Below are 18,876 nucleotides of genomic sequence, written 5' to 3'. Positions count from 1 at the left end.
GGCGTACGTGGTGGCGGCGCCAACTCCTTGTCTTGGTGGTGTTCCTGCCGTGCCTCGCTCAGTCTGGGGCGGGTGGTGCGGTATTGGATCACCCGGCGACGACCGCACCAAGGAGCGTTCCCACGACGGCCACCACGGTGCTCAGCACGAGCCCTCCCCAGCGGCCGGCGGCTCAGACACTGAGCTGTGCATCCGGCGGCGGAACGGCGGGTGGATGCCCCTCCGCCGCTCTAGTTTGAACGGGTTCGAAGCGCTGGTAGTCTCGACCGACTTTGACACCTCCGGGGAGGAGACGCACAGCGTGCGGATGGTGAGTACGGGGGGCCGTCGCAGGACGAAGACCCTGGCGGCGGTCGCGGTCGCGGTGGCGGCGGCGCTGCTCTCCGCGGTCCCGGCAGGGCCGTTCGGCTCAGGCGAGGCCCGGGCGGCGGATGTGCCGGCTGAGGTGGTGTTTCCGGCGGAGTTCAGCGCCGATCCGGACGCGGGCGTGCTGCCGGCCGCCGGGACGACCGGCTTCGTGCAGGGCAGAACCAAACCCCATTGGGTGTCGTTCGCCGACGGTGCGCGCACAAGCCTTCCGGCGGCGTCGGGCCAGATCCGTCCCACCGGCAGCGATGTGCTGGCCGTCTACCAGGGCTCGCAGGTGCTGTTCCAGGATCCGAAGAGCGGTGCGCGGAGCGTCGTTTCGATTCCGCAGAACCGCCACTATCTCGGGACGATGGGCCTCGGCGTCATCACCCGTACGAGGACGGCTCCGTACGACACGTTTCTCCGGTACCTCGACGGGGGCGTCGTACGGGACAGACCGCTGTCCGGGCTGCCCGCGGGTGCGTACCTTGGGCGCGTCATCGGGTGGTCCGGCGAGCACGGCTTGCTCGCCACCTACGGTGCCAACGGCGCGGGGAGCATGGGCTGGGTCGATGCCTCCTTCACCGTGCGTCCCTTGCCGCCGAATCCGTCGGGAGACGGTTGGCAGCACTGGAAGGACGGCGTGCTCGCCGACCAGTTCCTGCTCTATCCGACCGGGCAGAAGCTCCAGGTCTGGGACGTGACGGGGGACTGGTCCGGGCCGACGGCGGAACTCCTCTGGAGCGGTGGGACTCCGGTGGCTTTCCTCGGCGACCAGGTGCTCGCCCGCGTCCCGGGCGAGGGCGCGGAAGCGCTGGCGGCGCTGGTTGCCCGGTCTCTCGGCGACGGCGGCGAGAGACCGGTGCTCGACCGTGTCGTGGGGGACACCCCGGTGAGTGCCGACGGCAGCACGGTCGTGGTCGCCCGCCAGGGCGAGGGGACCGAGCGCTCGCTCCACGCCGTGCGGGTCCCAGAGGGTGGCGGCGCGCCGGTCGCGACCCGGATCGGTGAGATACCGCCCGTGCGCACCGCCGTCCGCAGCATCGCGCTCGGGCAGGGCGTCCTGTACTCCACCGAGGTGGTGGCGGGCATCCGGGCCAGGGTTCGGTCGGCGGACCTCCCGGTCGACGCCGGCTCGTCGGCCACGGCGCGGAAGGTGGACCTCGGCGTCGACGACCATCTGGCCGAAGGCGCGTGCTGGGTCGGAGGCGAGTGCGAACCAGGGGTACCCACCGGTGACGGTCGGGTGGTGTACAGCGAGGCGGGCACCCGTGACCGTCTCTTCGTGCTCGGCGCGGACAAGAAGCTGCCGGCCGAGGCGCTTCCGGGTGTCGAGCTGGCGTATCCGCCGTCGGCATCCGGCCGTTACGTGGCCTACCACACGATCCAGCAGCCGGGGAACACGGGGGTGGTCTACGACCTGGACACGCAGCGGATCGTGCTGCGCAGGCCGGACACCGGTCGTGTCGCCATCGACGGCGGCACGCTGTGGGCGGCGTCTTCCAAGGCCGACGCCCGGGTGACCGCCGTGGACGTGCGCACGGGCGCCGTCGTCCGCACCGTCCAGCTCACGACCGCTTCATGTTTCCTGTCCATGCTTCATGTGCGCGGCAGCTTTCTGCACTGGTCCTGCGGCGACGGCCACAACCGTCTGCGCGACCTGCGGACAGGCAAGGACATCGCGCTGCCCGCGAACCAGTTCGCCTGGCTCGGAGACGGCTACCTGGCCTACGCGCTCAACGGGGTCGTCTCGGCCTTCGCGCTGGACGGCACCGGGCGCACCCGGGTACTCGGCACGACGAAGAAGACGTACACCGTGACCGTCGACCGCTTCGGTGGCCACGTCGCCTTCGCCGACGACGAGGACCGCATCCATGTCGTCCCGACCGGCTTCGCCGCCCCTGCCCTGACCACCCTCGACACGGACACCGCTGAGGTCCTTGACCGTGCGGACCTCAGCGCGTCCTGGACCGGGCGCTGGTGGCTCAGCAAGCCCGCCGCCTCCTGGACCCTGACCGTCAAGGACCGGACCGGGGCCGTCGTCAGCACCTCTGCCGGCGGCGAGGTGCGCGGTCTGGTGAAGGCCGGCTGGGACGGCAAGGACGAGAACGGCAAGAACCTCGCGGACGGTGGCTACACGTGGGCGCTGACCGCCGTGCCCGCCGACGGCTCCGGGACCGGACTGCGTCGCGTCGGGGAGGTGTTCCTGACGCATGGTGGATTCGGGACCTACGAGCCCGTCACGCCTGCCCGGCTGCTCGACACCCGTAGCGGTCTCGGCGCTGCCAAGGCCAAGGTCGGCCCAGGGGGCACGGTGACGCTGCAGGTCGCGGGACGTGGCGGGGTGGCGTCTGGTGGGGTGTCGGCGGTGGTCCTGAACGTGACGGCGACGAACCCGAGCGCCACGACGTTCGTGTCGGCCTATCCGTACGGGACGCAGCGCACGGACGCGTCGAACCTGAACGTGGCGGCCGGCCAGACCGTGTCCAACCTGGTGACCGTGCCGGTCAAGGACGGCAAGGTGACCTTGTACAACCGGGCCGGCACGGTGGACCTCGTCGCGGACGTGGCCGGGTATTACACGTTGAGCGGTGAGGGCGACCGCTTCCTGCCGGTGGAGCCGGCGCGGATCCTCGACACCCGTGCCGGGCTCGGCGCGCCGAAGGCCAAGGTCGGCGCGGCGCGAACGGTGAACGTCCGGGTGACCGGGCGCGGCGGAGTGCCGGCGACCGGCGTGTCGGCGGTGGTCCTGAACCTCACGGCAACGAACCCGAGCGCGGCGACGTTCGTCTCGGTCTACCCGTACGGGACGCTGCGGACGGCCGCGTCGAACCTGAACGTGTCAGCGGGTCGGACGGCGGCGAACGCGGTCGTCGTCCCGGTGAAGGACGGCCAGATCACCCTCTACAACCATGCGGGCATGGTCGACCTGCTCGCCGACATGTCCGGTTACTTCACCACCGACGCGGCCCAGGGCGCCCGGTTCCAGCCGGTGACCCCGGCCCGGGTGATGGACACCCGGCAGGGACTGGGCGGCCACAAGCTCGGCCCGGCGCAGGGCGTGGCACTGCCGGTCGCCGGGACCGGCGGAGTGCCGGCGACCGGTGCGTCCGCCGTGGTCCTCAACGTGACGGCGACGAACGCGACGGCCCCGACCTACCTGGCGGCGACCACAAGCGCGGGAACCCCGACGGTCTCGAACATCAACCTGCTGCCCGGCGGGACGGTGCCGAACCTGGTCGTCGTGCCGGTGACGGGCGGCCGGATCTACCTGTACAACCACGCCGGTTCCACCGACGTGATCGTGGACGTCTTCGGCTACTACACGAACACGAACTGAGCCTCAGGGCTCGCCGAGGGGGTGGCGTGGAGGGCCAGCCACGCAGGAGGGGGCACACCGTCACGTGATGGTGTGCCCCCTCGACGTTTCCGCTCAGCCGCAGTCGGCCCAGGAAGACCCCGACCACCTTCTCGAAGGCCCGCGGGCGCGCGCGTGTCCCGGCCGGGGCGCCCACCGCTGTTTGAGCGATGCCGTGGGCGGCGGTCGCGATCGCGGAGACGGGGGCGGCGGTGCGGGAGGGTGCGTGGCGGTGGGTGGGCGGAGGTTCCCGGCGTAGGGGAAGGTCTCCGGCCCGGAAAGGAGGCCGTCGAGACAGGGTCCCCAGAGCACACTTCGCCCGTACAACCTTCGAGCGGTGGAGAGTCTTGTCAGCGCAACACCGGTGACAAGACATGTGGGGGGCGCGGATGCGTCGTACGACGAGACGGTGGACCCGGGTGACCGGCGTGGTCTGCGGGGCCGCGGTGGCCGCCGCGACGCTCGCGGCCCCGGTCGGCGCGGAGGACAGCGACGGACCGGCGGCCGAGGCCTCTGCGGCTCCGGACGCAGGCGGCGCCGGCCGGCTGAGCAGTGGCGAGACCGCCGTGCTCGACCGCGGCGCGCTGCGCGTGGCCGGCACGGACGGCGCGGCCTCGGGGCCGTTTGCTCCCGTCGGCGCACCGGGGAACGCGTGGTGCTGTGCTTATGGGCTTAGGGGAGGAGTTTCCAGGTGTGGCACCGGAGGTCTGGAACGCCATGTCACTGGCGAGGATGGTGTTGGTGACGGGCCCCTTGCCCGAGCCGTTGGCGATGATCTCGCGGAAGTCGCCCGTAGTGCCTTGAGACGTCATCTCATTTGGTGATGAGCACGAACCCTGGCGATACGGACGTGAGGCCCGAACCTGTGCCTCGCGCGAGGGGGGCGAGGCACACGCGTCCTGAACTCCTGCAAGCAGTGATGAAGGGTGGACAGGCTCAGCGTGAGGTGGAATGCGTCAGCGGTGACGATGGCTTCCTTCGTCAGAGGGACAGGGCGTGTCCGGCGGATCATCGCATCGTACGCTCGGGTCCATGCACGCCACCCTGACTGACCACGCCCGATGCCTTTTCGGGGACGAGTACGGGCCCACGCCGCCGTGTGACCGTGAGCACGATGAGGACTTCTTCATCGAGGAGCTGACGTTCGCCGATGCCGACGCGATCCTGGCCATGCTGCGAGAACTGTGTCCGAGCTTGGTCGACGGGTACCTGCCCGTGCGGATCCGTAACCTCGCGTATCGGCTCGTTCTTCTTCAGAAGCCGGATGAACCGGCGCTCATGAGGGAGGCCGCGGGCAGCCTTTATCTTCACGGGCCTGACTGGGACGACATAGCGGCCGAGCTTGAACGACGGGCCGACGCTCTGGATGCGGCAGGCTAGGTGCGGTTCTGTCTCATGTCTTGATCCATAGCCGGACCGCAGCTGCGGTGACGGTGCAGTGGAATACGGAGGCTCTCTTGTCGTAGCGGGTGGCGACGGCCCGGGAGTTCTTGAGTCGGTTGATCGTGCGCTCGACCTCGTTGCGGCGTTTGTAGATCTCGCTGTCGAAGCCGGTGGGCCGGCCGCCCTTGCTGCCGCGCCGTTTGCGGTTGGCCCGCTGGTCCTTCGGCTCGGGAATGGTGTGCTTGATCTGGCGTCTTCGCAGGTAGCGGCGGTTGCGGCGCGAGCTGTATGCCTTGTCGCCGCCGACACGATCCGGCCGGGTGCGAGGGTGACCGCCCTGCGGGCGGGGGGACCCAGATGCGTTCGAGGACCTCGATCATCTGCGGCGCATCGTCCCACTGGCCGGGCGTGAGCAGGAAGGCCATCGGCCTGCAGCCGCCTTCACCCGCGAGATGGACCTTGCAGGTCAGGCCGCCGCGGGACCGCCCGAGTCCTTCGTCGGGGCGGTGGTGCCGGGGCGTAGTTCTTTTTTCGGGACGCGTGGCTTCTTCTTGCGGGCCCCGGCCGCGTGCTGGTGGGCTCGGCAGGACGTCGAGTCGACGCTGACCATGATCCAGTCGATCCGGCCCGCGAGGTCGGCGTCGGCCTCGGTGAGTGGGGGAGGTCTCGGCGTTCGTCTCGGCCCTGGCGGCCGTCGCGGGTGTGTTCCTCGGCTTTTTCGGGTTCCCGGTCGTGGTGAACTCGCCCATGGCTCGCACACCGGACCCGGTCGTCGTCACAACCGATCCGCCTGTCATTCCGACGGCCACTGAGTCATCATCGGCAAGTACTGACGGCGTCTCGTAAGAGCCGTCGATCGCGCCGCCGCCGGCCCTGCCGTCAGGCACTGTGCACCTCAGCGACCTCGAAGCGTTCTCCGGGAGTATCGACTACGAGCTCCGTTCAGTGACCATGGGAACCAAGCGCTACGACCAGGCGATGGTGTTCACGAACCCCTGCGACGGTCCGCCCATCGAGTACAGCGTCAACGAACGCTACAAGTCTCTGACCTTCACCGCAGGTCTGGACGACAACACCACGGCGGAAACGGTCAAGGTCGCGGTCATGGGCGACGGGCGTGGACGGAAGGCCGTAGGCCTGGTGATCAATCGCCTGCAGACGGTGACGGTCGACCTGACGGGCGTCGTCAAGCTCGCCATCGAGGCTTCAGGGCCAGAGTGCTCCTACCGGGACGGCATCGTCGCCGCCCTGGGGGACGCCACCCTCCACTGGTGACATCTGCGGCCGTGTACCCGCGGCCGGTGTCCATTGCGGGGCCGTGCGGAGCGTGCGACCACGGGGAGGACGAGGAGGGGCCAGGGCAATCCGGTCCCCTCCTCGAAACCCACTCACCGGCACGGGCCGACCCGGTTGACAGCCCCCCGGTCACTGCCAGGCGTGAACCGCGCAGTGGCGGCGCGGCGTTCAACCTCGACGGCACCCTGCGCCGGGAAGCCGCCCGCTGCTGGAGGCCGGGCATGAGGGGTGGCTCACCGAGTGGGAGGCTGAGGCGGAGTGCAGGTTCGGCAGGGACGAGTGGCAGATCCTGATCGAGGCGCTGGGCAACCGGGGCGGTGACCGCCTGTACGCCGCGCAGTGGACGGAGGCCGACCGCCGCCAGGCCGAGCGGGAGACCGCGGAGGGGTGGCACGGGGGCCGGTGTGTACGCGCTGCGGAGCAGAAGTCCATCGACGGGCGCCGGCAGCCGTTCCGCCGGTCCTCCTGTCCCGGCGAGGGAGCGACCTTGGCGGGTGGTGTGTACGGGAAGCAGCCGACCGCGCGGAAGCCGAAGGTGTCGCGCACCGCCAGGCGGGAGGCCGTTGCGCGGAAGGCGGCCGCGGCGTCAGACGAGGAGGGATCGGGGTCCGTTCGGCCGCCGCCGGCAGCCCTGGCCGGCTCGCCCGTCCCCTGGCGCAGCCCTTTCGAACGTGTCCTGCTGGTGTGGTGTGGTGGAGGGTCGCTGTGCTGTACGGGGCGGGCGCGGGCGAGGCGGACGGCACGGTCCGGTGCGTGGCCGCTGAGGCGTGCGGCCGGCCGTCGCCCGGCCCTCCACCACCATTGCCGTGACGGCCTCGTCCGTTTCGCCCCTGCCGGGCCCGTCGCCCTGTTCGCCCCTGCCGGTCCCGTCGCCCTGTTCGGCCGTGTCGCTTGTGCCGGCCGGGGTGTGTTGGGCTGTGTGTCCCGTCAGATGTCGGGCCTGCTGACGTCGTGGTGAGGGGAGCGGGGGAGGGCCGGGGGGGGGGGGAGGGTCAGAAACGGCAGGGGTGGGTGGAGCCGCCGTTGCGCAGGTTTCCGTCGTAGACCCAGCCGCTGCCGCGGATGTAGGACCAGGTGTTGCCGTAGCTGTTGGTGATGTAGCAGTTGACCGTGATCGCTGTCCCGGACGGCTTGGTGGAGACGGCGGTGCAGGAACCGTAGGGGCCGACGCGGATGGGTGCGCTGCCGACGGCGTAGTCCGTGCTGCTGTAGGGGTTCAGGTTGCTCGGCGGCGCGCCCTGGTACCACGGGCAGTCGGGGCCGGGGTCGCCGCCTGGGCGGGTGCGGCCACGGCGACCGGTGCGGTGAGTAGCAGTGCTGTCAGGGCGATGCGGGCGGCGACGGGCGGTGCGGACATGGGTGGATCCCTTCGTGGGTCCATCGGTGGGGGAGGGCTGCGATCCAGCGTCCGGGAGGGGCGGGCGTGGGGGCAAGGGACGGCTGTTGTCCCGGACAGGTGCTGCCGTGTCCGGGACGGCGGGGGGTGTCGGACGGTACGGGGCGGGATCCGGCTCCCCGGGCACGATGAGGGGGATGCCGTGTCCCTGGGCCTGGGACCGACGCCCCCCGTGACTCAGCCTCACCAGCAGGTATCTCCCTCATGAAGTCCTGCAGCTGCGGGACCGTCCACCGAGCCTCGGCCACCGTCGCCAAGCCGCGGCGCTGTGGGTTGGAGCCGATGTGGCCGGCGACATGCTGGCAGAACAGGTCGTTGATCGGACCGAAGGCCCGCTCCACCACAGCCTTGGCCTGCGGCCGCCGGGGTGGAGCGGACTGGACGCTTGCCCCGAGCGTCTCAAAGGCGGCGACGAAGCCCTGCGAGAGGTAGATCTTCCCGGGGTCGACGACGATCGTCTCGGGCACGATCACCGGGCGGGCGGCCGCGCCTTCCAGGTGCTCGTCCAGCGACAGCATCCGCTCATAGGGCACTTCGGCCCGCGACAGATGCAGTGCTGCGGGCCAGGTGGGGCGGGCAGGACGCGGAACAGCCATCTCGGCCAGGAGCAGGGCGGCGTCGACAGTTTTGGTGCTGTGCGGGCGCAGGACGGCGGCCAGGACGGCGGCCAGGATGGAGCGGGTGGAGACGTCGACCGCGATCTCAGCTCCGGCCGGCCCCAGCTGCCATCCTCCAGGACGGCCATGATGTCCAGGCGGCATGATGTCCAGGCGGGTGGTGCCGATCTGCACCTGCTCCCCGGGCCGCAGCACCACCGGCGCCGGCGAGGCGCGGGCGGGTGCGGTGGCGGTACGCGCCGGGCGTCCCGGACGATCGGCCGGGTCGGCCAGCACGCTCACCAGCCGATAGAACGTCGACCGGGACGGCATCTCCACCACGCCGCGCCCGTGCGTGTCCTCCAGGATCCACCCCACCAAACACCTGCAGTCCCTTCACCGTCCCCTTCGACCGGCCCCGCTGGCGCCGCAGCGCCTCCAGCACCGCGGCCACGACCCGCTCGTCGGCATACCCCGTCGGATGACGCCCACGGGCCGGCACCGCACGCTTGTCGACCAGCCCCCACAAGCCCTGCTTGCGGTAGACGTGCCGCTTCCTCTGCACCGTCGTACGCGTCACCCGCGCGAAGCCGAGCGCCGCCAGTTCCTTCGCCTTGGCCGCCTCCCGCTGCGCCAGCGTCCACCGCTCCGGGGCGTACTCCGGCCGCATCGTCTGTCCGTCACGGCTGCCCTCAGGGTGCAGCCACCCGGTCTCGACCTCCCGGATGTGGGGCAGCCACGCCAGCGCCCGCTGCTGGGCCGCCAGCGGAACGGTCTCGAACAGCCCCCATTGCGGCACCGTCTCCGGCGCCTGCGCGCCCACCACTTCGACGCCCGGATCGGCGAACAACCGGCCCAGCAGCAGACTCATTTCCGTGCCGCCCTCCTGCGGCAGGCAGACCTGCCGGCCCTGCAGCGCGGCGACCTGCCAGGTCTGCCCCTGGTAGACGACGTGCCCACCGACCCCCGGCCGCCGGCCCTTACCGTGTGTGCCGCCCACGGCGCTCATCCTCTCTCCGGTTCCCCGCCGACGTCGCGCAGCCGACTTTCGACGCCCTTTCCACGGTCTGCGTCAGCGCAGATCAGCGCCCGCTCGTGCAGCGGCCCATCGAGAGGCGCTGTCAGATACCCGCACCACAGCGCGTGATAGGCGGAAGGAAGTACCTGCAAAGAATCGCCCACCGCGGCTACGCCGTCGGCCAGCGGCCGGGGCTCGGCGAACGCTTCGGCCAGCGCAGACCGCATCCCGGGCGGACCCTGATAACGGAGGTGTCGGTAGCCGGCCAGCCATCGCAGGTTCGCCGCCACCACCGCTGGAGGTGGCTCGATGCGCCGGTAAGACCAGCCCACACGCGCGCACGCCGCCTCCAGGACCATCCGCACCCGCCGCGCCCTGTCTCCACCGGCGGTCGGGCTTGAAAGGCAGTCGGCGAGCACACCACTGCCGTCGGCGTACCGGGCGAACAGCTGAGAAACCCACGAGCACACCCACCCGTCGGTATCCCGCCACAGAAGCCGTACCGGACGTGCCGACAGGCCGGTCAGCTCCGGGTCCCGGTCCAGCACCATCAGCTGGGTGCGCATCGCCGACGAACCGCGCACCACGTCCCGTCCCGTGGTCGACGACCACCACCAGCCCGGTCCCCACCGGCGGCCCGGCACAACCGGAAACGCGGATACCGGCGTCAGGCCCTCGAACCGCACCGACGCCGCCGCCTGATCCCACGGCAACTGCGTCAACCGCCCAAAGACCGTGACGAACGCGGCCTCGATTTTTGCACCGTCGCCCCCTGCGGCAGCCTGCTGCACCCGCCTGCTGTGCTCGTGCCTCCACACTCGACAGCCACGCCCATGGGGGCTCCTGAACGCCGTGATCCGGATCCGCCACCGAACGGGTGAACGGCGGCCGCGATACCGTGCCGCACCCTGGTCAGACCGGGAGATCCTTCAGTTTCCGCAGGAGCCGCGTCGCACGTCGGCCTCAGACACCCCGGACCGTGAGGGTCCGGGGGCACAGTGGGCTGGAGCGTGTCTCTTTGATGGGCTGATCAGTTGATCGGATGTGCCTGTCCGGTTAGTGATCACTGATGCGATGGGGGACCGGATCGAGCCGTTGATGCCGGCAGATCCGGTCCGTGGACGGCGGTGGGCCGACCACCGCCGGACCCTTGAGGCCATCGCGTGGAAGTACCGCACCGGCTCGCCCTGGCGCGACCTGCCAGAAGAGCTCGGTCCCTTTCAAACCGCACACAAACGCCTGATCAGGTGGGCCATGGACGGTACATGGGCACGGATCCTTACAGCCGTCCTTGCAGTGGCGGACGCCGATGACGACGTGAGCTGGACAGCCTCGGTGGACTCCACCGTCTGCCGGGCTCACCAGCATTCGGCCGGAGCCAGGAAAAGGGGGTGCCTGGCCGGTCACAGCCCGATGACCACGCGCTCGGACGTTTCCGCGGTGGCTTGAGTACGAAGGTGCACCTGGCCAGTGACAGCCGGGCACGGCCTCTGTCTATCCACGTCACCGCGGGCCAGGCCGGTGACGCCCCGGCCTTTGAGGCGGTCATGGGCGGAATCCGGATCCCTTGGAGAGGACTCGGCAGGCCAAGAACCCGCCCCGCGATCGTCCTTGCGGATCGCGCCCACTCTTCCCGCGCGATCCGTGGGCACCTCCGTCGACGCGGCATCCGTGCGGTCATCCCGCAGCCCGCCGACCAGATCGGCCACCGTCTGCGACGAGGCCGCGCCGAAGGCCGCCCGCCCGGCTTCGACGCTGAGACATACAAGGAGCGCAATGCTGTCGAGCGGCGCATCGCCCGACTCAAGCAGTGGCGCGGCCTCGCAATGCGGACGGACAAGCTCGCCATCGCTCACCAGGCCGCACTCCATCTCGCTGCCATCCTCATCTGGACCCAGCGCTGAGCAAGGCGTCCGAAGAGTTCGTCAGGCCAACCCATGGACGACGAGACGGTTCTGCTCTCCGTCAAAGATGCCGGCCAGGACGTTGGCCTCCTGCCGCTGTCCGTCGAAGAGGCCCCGCTGGTCGACGTGCACGATAAGGATGTCGTGGCTGTCGATCACCTCGGAGATGCCCCGAGTCTCGATCGTGTCCGAGCATGCGTCCAGGTTCCGGCCGAACCAGTCTGGTAGCCCGCACGGCTCGCGCACCGCGTTCCAGAAGTCGTTGAGTGTCTCGATCAGCCGACCACGCAGGTCAACGATCAGTTTGCTGTCCGTCATCACAGCAGGCTAATCAGCCCCACCACGGGTGACCGACCGTTCAAAGAGACAGCCTCTAGTTAGGCCCATTCCACACCCAGCGGCCGCAGTGCGTCCCGCTGCCCCTGGGTGAGCTTGTCGCGCCTCGACTTGGTGTTCGAGACCCATACGCATCGAGACCCATACGCCCAGCTTCACGACCCCCGGCTCCTTCACGTCGACAGCGATCTCCTCGGCGTGGCCGCGCGGCACGGGGCGGCGGGCGCCTTCTCGCTCCACCCACTGCGCCAGGGCCGCCACACCCTTCTCGAAGGTGCTCAACGGCGTCGTGGACGGCTTCGCGGACGTTTCCAGCTCCGGGACCGGGGCGAGCGGCGTGATGCCGAGCTGCTCCAAGCGCTCGCGCTGCCCGTCGGAAAGGGCCTCCCAGACCTCGGGCTGGCGTTGCCGGGCGAGCCATTTGCCGATGTCCATGCCGTGGATGGTGAAGCCGGGGCAGGACCTCCGCCGGGCCTTCCTCGTCGGCGACCAGCTCCCGTATGGCGGCGTAGTGGCGCCCGAACGCGACCCCCTCAGCGCCCTCCGCGAGGCCGCCATTGCCGCCGCCGACGCGTTCACCACGGCCGCCGCCCGCCACCTCGCCTGATCACCGGCGACCGCGCCCCGGGCCGCGTCCAGACCGGTCCGGGACACGGGACCGGACGGCCGTCCACTTCCGTGACACTCGGCACAGAATCAACTTCCACATTTGCTATGCGATTACGTCATGTAGAATGCTAGGATCGCATTCATGATGGGTATCGAGGCCATCCTCAGACTCACGGTGTCCGCGCTGATGACGCGGACCGGCGAACGGCAGGGAGACCTGGCCGCGGGCCTCGGGCAGTCGCAGGCGCAGGTCTCGCGCAAACAGGCGGGCAAGGCCCACTGGTCGCTGGAGGACGTCGACCTCCTCGCCGCGCACTACCGGCTCCACCCACTCGACCTGCTCGCCGGCCCCACCCACGCGGTCGGCGTCCTGCACGGCGCACTCCCGAGCCTCCAGACCGGCGCCCAGGCGCTCGCCGTACCGGCACCCGCCCGCGTCCAGCTCCCCGCCGCCGTGCCGGAAGAACCGGCCCCCGCACCGTCCCCGGCTCCGCCGCCGGTGTCGTCGGCACGGCCGTGCGTGCTGTGCGGGCAACCCGCCACGGACGAGGTCGACGGCTACCCCCAGCACCTCTCACCCGCGGAGTGCGGGGCGGCGGTCTCCGCCGCCGGAGCCGCCGCTGCGGGCGGGACCGTGCAGACCACCACCGCACCCACACCGGCCGAGCCGTCCTCGAGTGCGGCCGAGCCGGTGAACACCCCGGAGCCGCCCTCACCGCCGGTCGTACCGGCGCCGACCACGGCGACCGCGTCGTCTCGGCGCTCCGCTCCCGGCTACGCCTCCACCACCCTGGTGGAGCAGATCACCGACCGGGTGCACGAGGTCCTGGCCGACTGCGCCGGTGACGTCGACGCCGCGCAGGCCACCCTCATCAAGGCCGCCATCCCGGACGTGATGACCCTGTTCAAGTCCTCCCGGGTCGGCGGCCGGTACGAGCATTCCGAATTCCCGCCGACCGCTGAAATCCTGCACAAGAAGTCCCAGAAGGGCGCGGACGAAATCTGGGAGGGCCGCCCGAAGTGGCGCAACGCCGCGCTTTTCTCTGCGGCGAAGAAGGGCGAGCGGATCGAGGTCACCGCGCTCGACATGAACGCCGCCTACCTGTCCGCGCTCAAGTGCTGGCTGCCGATCGGACAGCTCCGCGAGGACACCAGCGGCGTCCACGACCCGAAGAAGGCCGGCGTCCACCTGATCACCCCCGCCGACTGGGACCACGACGACCTGCCCAACCCCCTCGGACATCGCATGGAACCGGGGGAGCTGTGGGTCACCGAGTCCACGCTGCGCCTGCTCCTCGACTGCGCCCGACAGGGCCTCGCCGATGCCCCGGTGATCCACCGTTCACTGGTCTCCGGCGCCTCGGAAGCACTCCTGGAAAAACTCCGCCGCGCCCTTGCCGAAACCCGGAAAACAGCTCTGGCCAATGGCGACGAATTGACCGTGGCCTACGTGAAGGCCATGTATTCTAAACTCGTGTCGACGATCGGCGAGTCCAGCGCGAACCGGGAAATCCGCCGCCCGGACTGGATGCACATCATCCGCGCAAAGGCTTTCGCCAACCTCTGGATGAAAGCCCACAAGGCACAGAAGGCCGGGCTTCAGGTCGTGGAGATCTCCGGCACGGACGAACTCCACGTCGTCGGCGACTGGCGCAAGGTATTTCCGGAGGGCCGGGACCTGAGCCAGGTCAAGGAAAAGGACACCTACATCCTCGGGGGTAAGCGGTAATGTCCGGATCACCGGATCTATGGGCCCGCTGGGGGGACTTCGGCAAATACAACGCCCGCGGAATGAAGGGCGGTGAAGCCCTGATTCTGGAGCTCAACCGGATCGTCTACTCCTCCGGGATCTCCTCACCGGTCACATCCAAGCGCGGACTCGCCGCCCGCCTGCGCTACCTCGACAGCCCCGCCGGCCGCCAGGAACTGAAAACGCAGGGCGTCTCCCCGCGCACCATCCGCTCCTGGATGAAAGCCAAAGGCAAGATCCGCCCGACCCCCGCCAACCTGGAGCGGATCGACGCCGCCTACTGGACGCGCCGCCGCGAGAACCTGATCCGCTCCGGCTGGCTCAAGCGTCACCTCGACAACGACGGCCGCGGCCGACGGATGGAGATCTACCCGGTCGACCAGAGCCAAGTCCCCGAGAAACGTTCCCGCCCCAACGTCTCCCAGCGCTCCATCAACGTCCGCTACATCTGGTCCGACCTCGTCGACGCCTGGGCCGACCAGAACGCCGACCTCATCGACGAGATCTGGGACGACGTCATCAGCGACCTCGACTCCGAGTACTCCGCCTACGCCTACGTCACCGCGGTCGGCATCGGCGCCTGACCCCCAGCTCCCCGCGCGCCTCCGGCCTGGTCGGCCGGGGCGCTTCTCATGGCCGCCCAGGACGGCCGTCCACTCGTTCCGGTGACCGGGCAGGGGAAGGCGCCTCCTCGTCGGCGGCGCCTCGTCACAATCGCGCGGTGATCACCACCTGTCGCCCCCGTCGGCTCCGCTCCGTCGCCGCCGTCCTCGCCGTCCTCGCCGCCACCGTGACCCTCTCGGGATGCGGCGACCTGGCGACCAAGTCCCCGCCTCAGCACACTGCTCGACTGGACAAGGCGGCCGGAGTCGCCCAATTCAAGATCACCTGTACCAAGGACATGTGGGACCGAACCCGCGACAGCGGCCGCGACCGCCTGGACAGCGACACATTCGACGACGTCAAGCCGCGCAAGCTCCCAGGGGAGCCGGGCAAGCGTGGCCTCATCGAGGTCACCCTGACCGGGCCCCAACTGGTCGATTACCTGCGCAAGCTCGACTACGACGCCCACGGTGGCTTCAACCAGGACCACGACGACGAACCACTCGCCCGCCGCATGTACAACGCCCTCGCCCCCGTCGTGGACCGGATCGAACCGGGCAAGGCCCCGGTGGAGGTGCCCAGCGTCGCGGTCGACGACGCGGCGCTCGCAGGCCCGCCAGCCCCACCGACGAAGCGCTGAACCGATTTCGCCTGTGATGCTCCCAGCGTCTTCGCAGTCCTGGGAGCATCACCACATGACTGACGCTGTTCCCCAGGACGGGGCCGAAGTCCCGTCCCTGGCCCACCTCCCGGGCTTACGCCAGGGCCTGGCTCTTCTGGAGAAAGGGTGTCCGACTTCTCCAGGAAGCGCCCGAGCGGCCGGCGGCCCTGGACGACGCCCGCGAAGCTATCCATGCCGCCCTGGCCGTGGTCCCTCAGTCGGGACCGGACCCGGCCTGCGGTCAGTTCCGGCGACGCAACCCCGACATGGAGCTGTGCCTGACAGCCACCTGCGGACGCTGCGCACCCCTGCGGGCCGTACGCACCTGACCCTGCGACGAATTCCCTAAGAGGCCCGGTCTTCTGGCCGGGCCCTTTACGGTTGCCTGTATTCCGGGCCCGCCTCGGGTTTTGCGGGTTGTGTATTTGCGTTTTGTGCATGGGTTTTTGTTCACCAGCGGCCCACCGTGGAGGCGTTCACGGGCGCCGCGCACCAGTTCCGGCTGGACGATCCGTGGCCTGCCCACCAAGGCGGACGTGCGCCCCGGAGCTCGCCGCTGACCCAGAGGCCCGCTCCTGCGCCTCAGAGATCCCGCTGTGCCCGTCCTGGGGCCGGATCACCCGCGAGCGGGCGTACGCGCCTGGCCCTGGGGCCGTGCTCGGGCCTGGCCCGTTGCCCGATTCTGCCTAGCGTTTCAGTGGTGAGCCGAAGGGCTGACCTGAGTGACGTGTGCGAGCGTGCCGCACGAAGTTCTTCCGCCGGAGCGATGCATGCTTCAGCAGTTACCGGAGGAAAGGGTGTCTCGTGAAATTCGCAAGCAGGGTCGCAGTCATCGGCGCGGCAACCGCATCGCTGGTTGTCCTGGGCGCCGGGGGTGCCCACGCCCAGGACAACGACGGGCCACTGTCCTCGCTCCTCGGCATCCCCTGCTTGATCTCGGTGGGATGCGGCAACGACGGGGACGGGGGCGTCACGGGGGCCCAGAGGGTCTCCAACTTTGAGGAACTCGCCCCGGGGGAGTACGACGTCGTCTCAGTGGATTGCCCTCAGGGGCAAATCGCCACAGGTGGCGGCTTTCTTGCTGGGAGCGGCGTCGTGCTCGAAGCATCGGGTCCCAACGTGGTGCTGGGCCAGACGCAGCCAACTGGCTGGCGTACCAGCGGCACCAATAACAGCCAGTCGCCTGCTCTGCTTGGGGTGGAGGCCGTCTGCGTGGACGCGGCCCAGTAGCCCTCGAAAACGCGACCGACCCTGCTCCGCGGGGCCAAGACATCGGCACGGAGTACCTGTCCGAATCTATCCAAAAGCGGGCACCTGCGGCCGCGGACCGGCTGACCGAGGCCCTGGGGGCGCCGTTGCGGTACCGGCCGAGGGTGACGGCGGCGGCGGTCGGCCACCTGGTGCGCGCCGGCCTGCTGGTCTACCTGGGCGGCGAGGTGGAGTTCCCGGACGTCCACCCGGACCAGGTGGCCGCCCTCGGCCGCCGCCGGGACCTGCCCGAGCTGCTCGACCGCTACGTCCCCCTCGGCCCCGACCAAGCGGCGGTCCGACTCGGCGTCCGCAGGACGGACTGGGACCAGGTCGTCAGGCTCGGTTGGATCGCCCCCGTGGGGTCGGTGGACGTCGACTACAAGCGGCAAGGCGGCGTCACCACCGTGCCGCTCTACTCGGCGCAGGACGTCGCCCTGCTCCCCCTCGTACGGCCCTCGGTCGACTGGCGCACCCTACGTGCCATCGCGCCGGGCCGCCGCTCCCCGCTCGCCGCTCTGGAGCCGACCGCGGCCGGCGAGGACCGGGTGCTGCTGGCGGAGGTGGGGCGGATCGCCGGGGTGGGGCGGGCGGCGGTGGTGAACTGGTGCCGCCGCCACGACGACTTCCCCCAGCCCACCGCAGGTACCGACGTCCACCCGGAGTTCGACCGGTCCGCGGTCGTGGCGTGGCTCCTCGCCCACGGCAAGATCGCCCTTCCCACCGGCGTACCGGCGGCCAGGCTGCTCCTGGCTGCCGGTACGGGCGGTGTGTACCCGTTCCGCCTGGATGACCCGTGGCTGGACCTGGCCGAGGACGCCGAGGGCGAGGACCGGCTCACCACCTGGTCGACGGACACCGACGCCGACACCCTGGCAGAGCTGACCGCCGACGAGTACGGCGCCTCGGTGCGCCGGCTGACCGCACCCGGCACGGCCCCGCTGGCGGTGACAGGCGAGGTGCGGCTGACTGACCGGTTCCGCGCGGGATCCGGGGGCCTCCGGGTCACGCTGGCGTGGCCCGCCCGCCTCCGGGGCACCGCCTCGACCTCGCCGGCGGGCGGGGTCCTCCGTCACGGGGTGCCGTACGCCGCCCTGGGCCCGGAGTGCGTGTGCCAGCGGCACGACTGCAGCGGCCTCACCCCAGCCACGTGGTGCGCCGAGCACGGCCGGGCCGCCGAGCCGGCGATGGAGTGGCACGTCGGCGGCGGCATCCGCTGCACCGACCTTGCCCGCAGTAGCCTCACGGCCCCGCTCGCCGCCCACTGACCCCGCCCCGGCCCTGCGCGGCGTCCTGAGCGCATTCCGGCCCGCCCCGGTCTCCCTGGGCGGGCCAGGGCGTTCGCCCGCCCAGGCGGCGACACAGGGCCTCGCGAACTTCGTGTGGACGTGGAGGACGGGGAGGGGGCCGGGACACGTCCAGACGTCCCGGCCCCCTCCCCGTCGGAGGCTCGCCCCGAGGGCACGGGCCAGCCGGTGGTCCGTGTCACCACCTCCAGCGTACGCCTGCGACGGGCCCATGAGACGGCCTGCGACGTGCGCATTCACCGCCCCGAGGGCGTGCGGGCCGCCTTATTACGCAGTAATACGGGGGGTTCCCGTCCCGGGCCCTGTGTCCTCGGCACGGTCGGCGGTCGCGCCTGGTGCCGTGTCTCGGGCGGTCTGGTGCTCGTCCTGGTCGTGCTGCTCCCCAGCCCGTCCCGGCCGCCCGGTCCTGCTCCGGGGCGCGGTGCCCGTCGGGAGTGGGCGTATGCATCGGCGGTGCCCGGCTGCGGGGCGGTGCGGTGGGGGCAGGCGGGGCGAGTTCGCGTTCCGTTCTCAGCCCTCGGGTTTTTGCGGGTTGTGTATTTGCGTTTTGTGCAAGGGGTTTTGTTGGTGGGTCAGGTCTCTTATGGGTGCGCCTTTTGTGGGTTCGTCATGTGGGTTTGTGTTTTTGGTATTTGAGCGTGTGTCGGTTTCCGAATTCCCGGGCCGCGCCCCGACCCTCCCCTGTTGCTGCTGTCTTTCAACCCACCCCTACCTGGTGTAGACCACATGGCTCGGTCTGGTTCGAGTGTCGGGTACGGTGTGTGACCACTCTTGGTGGTGGTCGGGGGCTGGACAGGGGCTTGCTTTGGCTGCATACTGTTGCTATCAGGGAGCGAGGGAACGCGACCGGAGCCCCGGCCCCGCAGGGGCCGGCAGGCGGATCCACTCCGGCACTCAGCGACCGATAGGCCCTCTGACCAGTAGAAATACCGCCCGCAGGGCGGTGCAGGCACCACCGCCGGCCTCACCCCGAGGCCCGCACACCCGGTCCGACCGGACCGCCCCGCAGTCACCGAAGGTGACTGCGGGGCGGGTCACTCCCCCCGGCGCCGCCCCGCGGCGC

15 protein-coding genes and 1 pseudogene are annotated in these 18,876 nt (G+C 70.4%); 10 read left to right on the top strand and 6 right to left on the bottom strand.

Annotated features, from left to right (window positions below; all coding sequences use genetic code 11):
• The first annotated feature begins 307 nt into the window (after nt 1-307).
• Together ABTZ91_RS32265 and ABTZ91_RS32260 are read left to right on the top strand one after the other, a co-directional pair.
• A complete protein-coding gene (locus ABTZ91_RS32265; protein ID WP_352080815.1) occupies nt 308-3,688 on the top strand; it encodes a FlgD immunoglobulin-like domain containing protein in 3,381 nt (1,126 codons plus the stop codon).
• 1,050 nt (nt 3,689-4,738) lie between these two features.
• Nucleotides 4,739-5,086, top strand: coding sequence for a hypothetical protein (locus ABTZ91_RS32260; RefSeq protein WP_352080781.1), 348 nt, complete (start codon nt 4,739-4,741; stop codon nt 5,084-5,086).
• Between the two features lie 13 nt (nt 5,087-5,099).
• Here ABTZ91_RS32260 and ABTZ91_RS32255 read toward each other — a convergent pair.
• Nucleotides 5,100-5,738 (bottom strand): annotated as a pseudogene (locus tag ABTZ91_RS32255) (IS5 family transposase); the annotation flags it as partial.
• Between the two features lie 239 nt (nt 5,739-5,977).
• On the opposite strand from ABTZ91_RS32255, the gene ABTZ91_RS32250 reads away from it, so the two are divergent.
• A complete protein-coding gene (locus tag ABTZ91_RS32250; RefSeq protein WP_352080780.1) occupies nt 5,978-6,364 on the top strand; it encodes an NPCBM/NEW2 domain-containing protein in 387 nt (128 codons plus the stop codon).
• A gap of 1,013 nt (nt 6,365-7,377) precedes the next feature.
• On the opposite strand, the gene ABTZ91_RS32245 is transcribed toward ABTZ91_RS32250, so the two are convergent.
• From ABTZ91_RS32245 to ABTZ91_RS32235, 3 genes are all read right to left on the bottom strand, one after another.
• Nucleotides 7,378-7,818, bottom strand: a complete 441-nt coding sequence (locus tag ABTZ91_RS32245; RefSeq protein WP_352080779.1) for a hypothetical protein — start codon at nt 7,816-7,818, stop codon at nt 7,378-7,380.
• Between the two features lie 665 nt (nt 7,819-8,483).
• On the bottom strand, nt 8,484-9,386 hold the full coding sequence (locus ABTZ91_RS32240) for a hypothetical protein (RefSeq protein ID WP_352080778.1): 903 nt from the start codon (nt 9,384-9,386) through the stop codon (nt 8,484-8,486).
• Nucleotides 9,383-10,186, bottom strand: a complete 804-nt coding sequence (locus ABTZ91_RS32235; RefSeq protein ID WP_352080777.1) for a TnsA-like heteromeric transposase endonuclease subunit — start codon at nt 10,184-10,186, stop codon at nt 9,383-9,385. The genes ABTZ91_RS32240 and ABTZ91_RS32235 overlap by 4 nt, the downstream gene beginning before the upstream one ends.
• 253 nt (nt 10,187-10,439) lie before the next feature.
• Here ABTZ91_RS32235 and ABTZ91_RS32230 point away from each other — a divergent pair.
• Nucleotides 10,440-11,299 (top strand): IS5 family transposase gene (locus tag ABTZ91_RS32230; RefSeq protein ID WP_407078073.1). Its coding sequence is split into 2 segments (ribosomal slippage): nt 10,440-10,794 and nt 10,794-11,299, totalling 861 coding nucleotides; the frame shifts between segments, so codons are not numbered across the junction.
• A 21-nt stretch (nt 11,300-11,320) separates the two neighbouring features.
• On the opposite strand, the gene ABTZ91_RS32225 is transcribed toward ABTZ91_RS32230, so the two are convergent.
• Entirely contained in the window at nt 11,321-11,617 is a 297-nt protein-coding gene (locus tag ABTZ91_RS32225; protein WP_352080775.1) for a barstar family protein, read from the bottom strand.
• Nucleotides 11,618-11,626: 9 nt separating this feature from the next.
• Nucleotides 11,627-12,070 (bottom strand): helicase associated domain-containing protein, encoded by a 444-nt coding sequence (locus tag ABTZ91_RS32220; protein WP_352080774.1) that lies wholly within the window; start codon nt 12,068-12,070, stop codon nt 11,627-11,629.
• On the opposite strand from ABTZ91_RS32220, the gene ABTZ91_RS32215 reads away from it, so the two are divergent.
• The 6 genes from ABTZ91_RS32215 (at nt 12,063) to ABTZ91_RS32190 (ending at nt 17,774) form a co-directional block, all read left to right on the top strand.
• Nucleotides 12,063-12,242, top strand: coding sequence for a hypothetical protein (locus ABTZ91_RS32215; protein WP_352080773.1), 180 nt, complete (start codon nt 12,063-12,065; stop codon nt 12,240-12,242). The genes ABTZ91_RS32220 and ABTZ91_RS32215 overlap by 8 nt on opposite strands.
• Before the next feature lie 144 nt (nt 12,243-12,386).
• Nucleotides 12,387-13,973: an acyltransferase gene (locus ABTZ91_RS32210; RefSeq protein WP_352080772.1), complete on the top strand. Its 1,587-nt coding sequence runs from the start codon at nt 12,387-12,389 to the stop codon at nt 13,971-13,973.
• Nucleotides 13,974-14,035: 62 nt separating this feature from the next.
• Nucleotides 14,036-14,578, top strand: coding sequence for a hypothetical protein (locus tag ABTZ91_RS32205; RefSeq protein WP_352080771.1), 543 nt, complete (start codon nt 14,036-14,038; stop codon nt 14,576-14,578).
• A 137-nt stretch (nt 14,579-14,715) separates the two neighbouring features.
• Complete coding sequence (locus ABTZ91_RS32200; RefSeq protein ID WP_352080770.1) at nt 14,716-15,237, top strand: hypothetical protein; 522 nt, start codon at nt 14,716-14,718, stop codon at nt 15,235-15,237.
• An 825-nt stretch (nt 15,238-16,062) separates the two neighbouring features.
• Nucleotides 16,063-16,488, top strand: a complete 426-nt coding sequence (locus ABTZ91_RS32195) for a hypothetical protein (RefSeq protein WP_352080769.1) — start codon at nt 16,063-16,065, stop codon at nt 16,486-16,488.
• Between the two features lie 143 nt (nt 16,489-16,631).
• Complete coding sequence (locus tag ABTZ91_RS32190) at nt 16,632-17,774, top strand: hypothetical protein (RefSeq protein ID WP_352080768.1); 1,143 nt, start codon at nt 16,632-16,634, stop codon at nt 17,772-17,774.
• Nucleotides 17,775-18,876 lie beyond the last annotated feature (1,102 nt).

Origin of the sequence: Streptomyces sp. NPDC126499 (assembly GCF_040302485.1) — a bacterium.
Taxonomy (GTDB): Bacteria; Actinomycetota; Actinomycetes; order Streptomycetales; family Streptomycetaceae; genus Streptomyces.
Note: the sequence above shows the minus strand (reverse complement) of the source record. Positions and strands in the feature narration are given on the sequence as shown.

Coding starts and splice junctions, on each gene's coding strand:
- ABTZ91_RS32265 (WP_352080815.1), top strand. CDS start 308: ATGGTGAGTACGGGGGGCCGTCGCAGGACGAAGACCCTGGCGGCGGTC.
- ABTZ91_RS32260 (WP_352080781.1), top strand. CDS start 4,739: ATGCACGCCACCCTGACTGACCACGCCCGATGCCTTTTCGGGGACGAG.
- ABTZ91_RS32240 (WP_352080778.1), bottom strand. CDS start 9,386: ATGAGCGCCGTGGGCGGCACACACGGTAAGGGCCGGCGGCCGGGGGTC.
- ABTZ91_RS32225 (WP_352080775.1), bottom strand. CDS start 11,617: ATGACGGACAGCAAACTGATCGTTGACCTGCGTGGTCGGCTGATCGAG.
- ABTZ91_RS32215 (WP_352080773.1), top strand. CDS start 12,063: ATGTCCATGCCGTGGATGGTGAAGCCGGGGCAGGACCTCCGCCGGGCC.
- ABTZ91_RS32220 (WP_352080774.1), bottom strand. CDS start 12,070: ATGGACATCGGCAAATGGCTCGCCCGGCAACGCCAGCCCGAGGTCTGG.
- ABTZ91_RS32210 (WP_352080772.1), top strand. CDS start 12,387: ATGATGGGTATCGAGGCCATCCTCAGACTCACGGTGTCCGCGCTGATG.
- ABTZ91_RS32205 (WP_352080771.1), top strand. CDS start 14,036: ATGAAGGGCGGTGAAGCCCTGATTCTGGAGCTCAACCGGATCGTCTAC.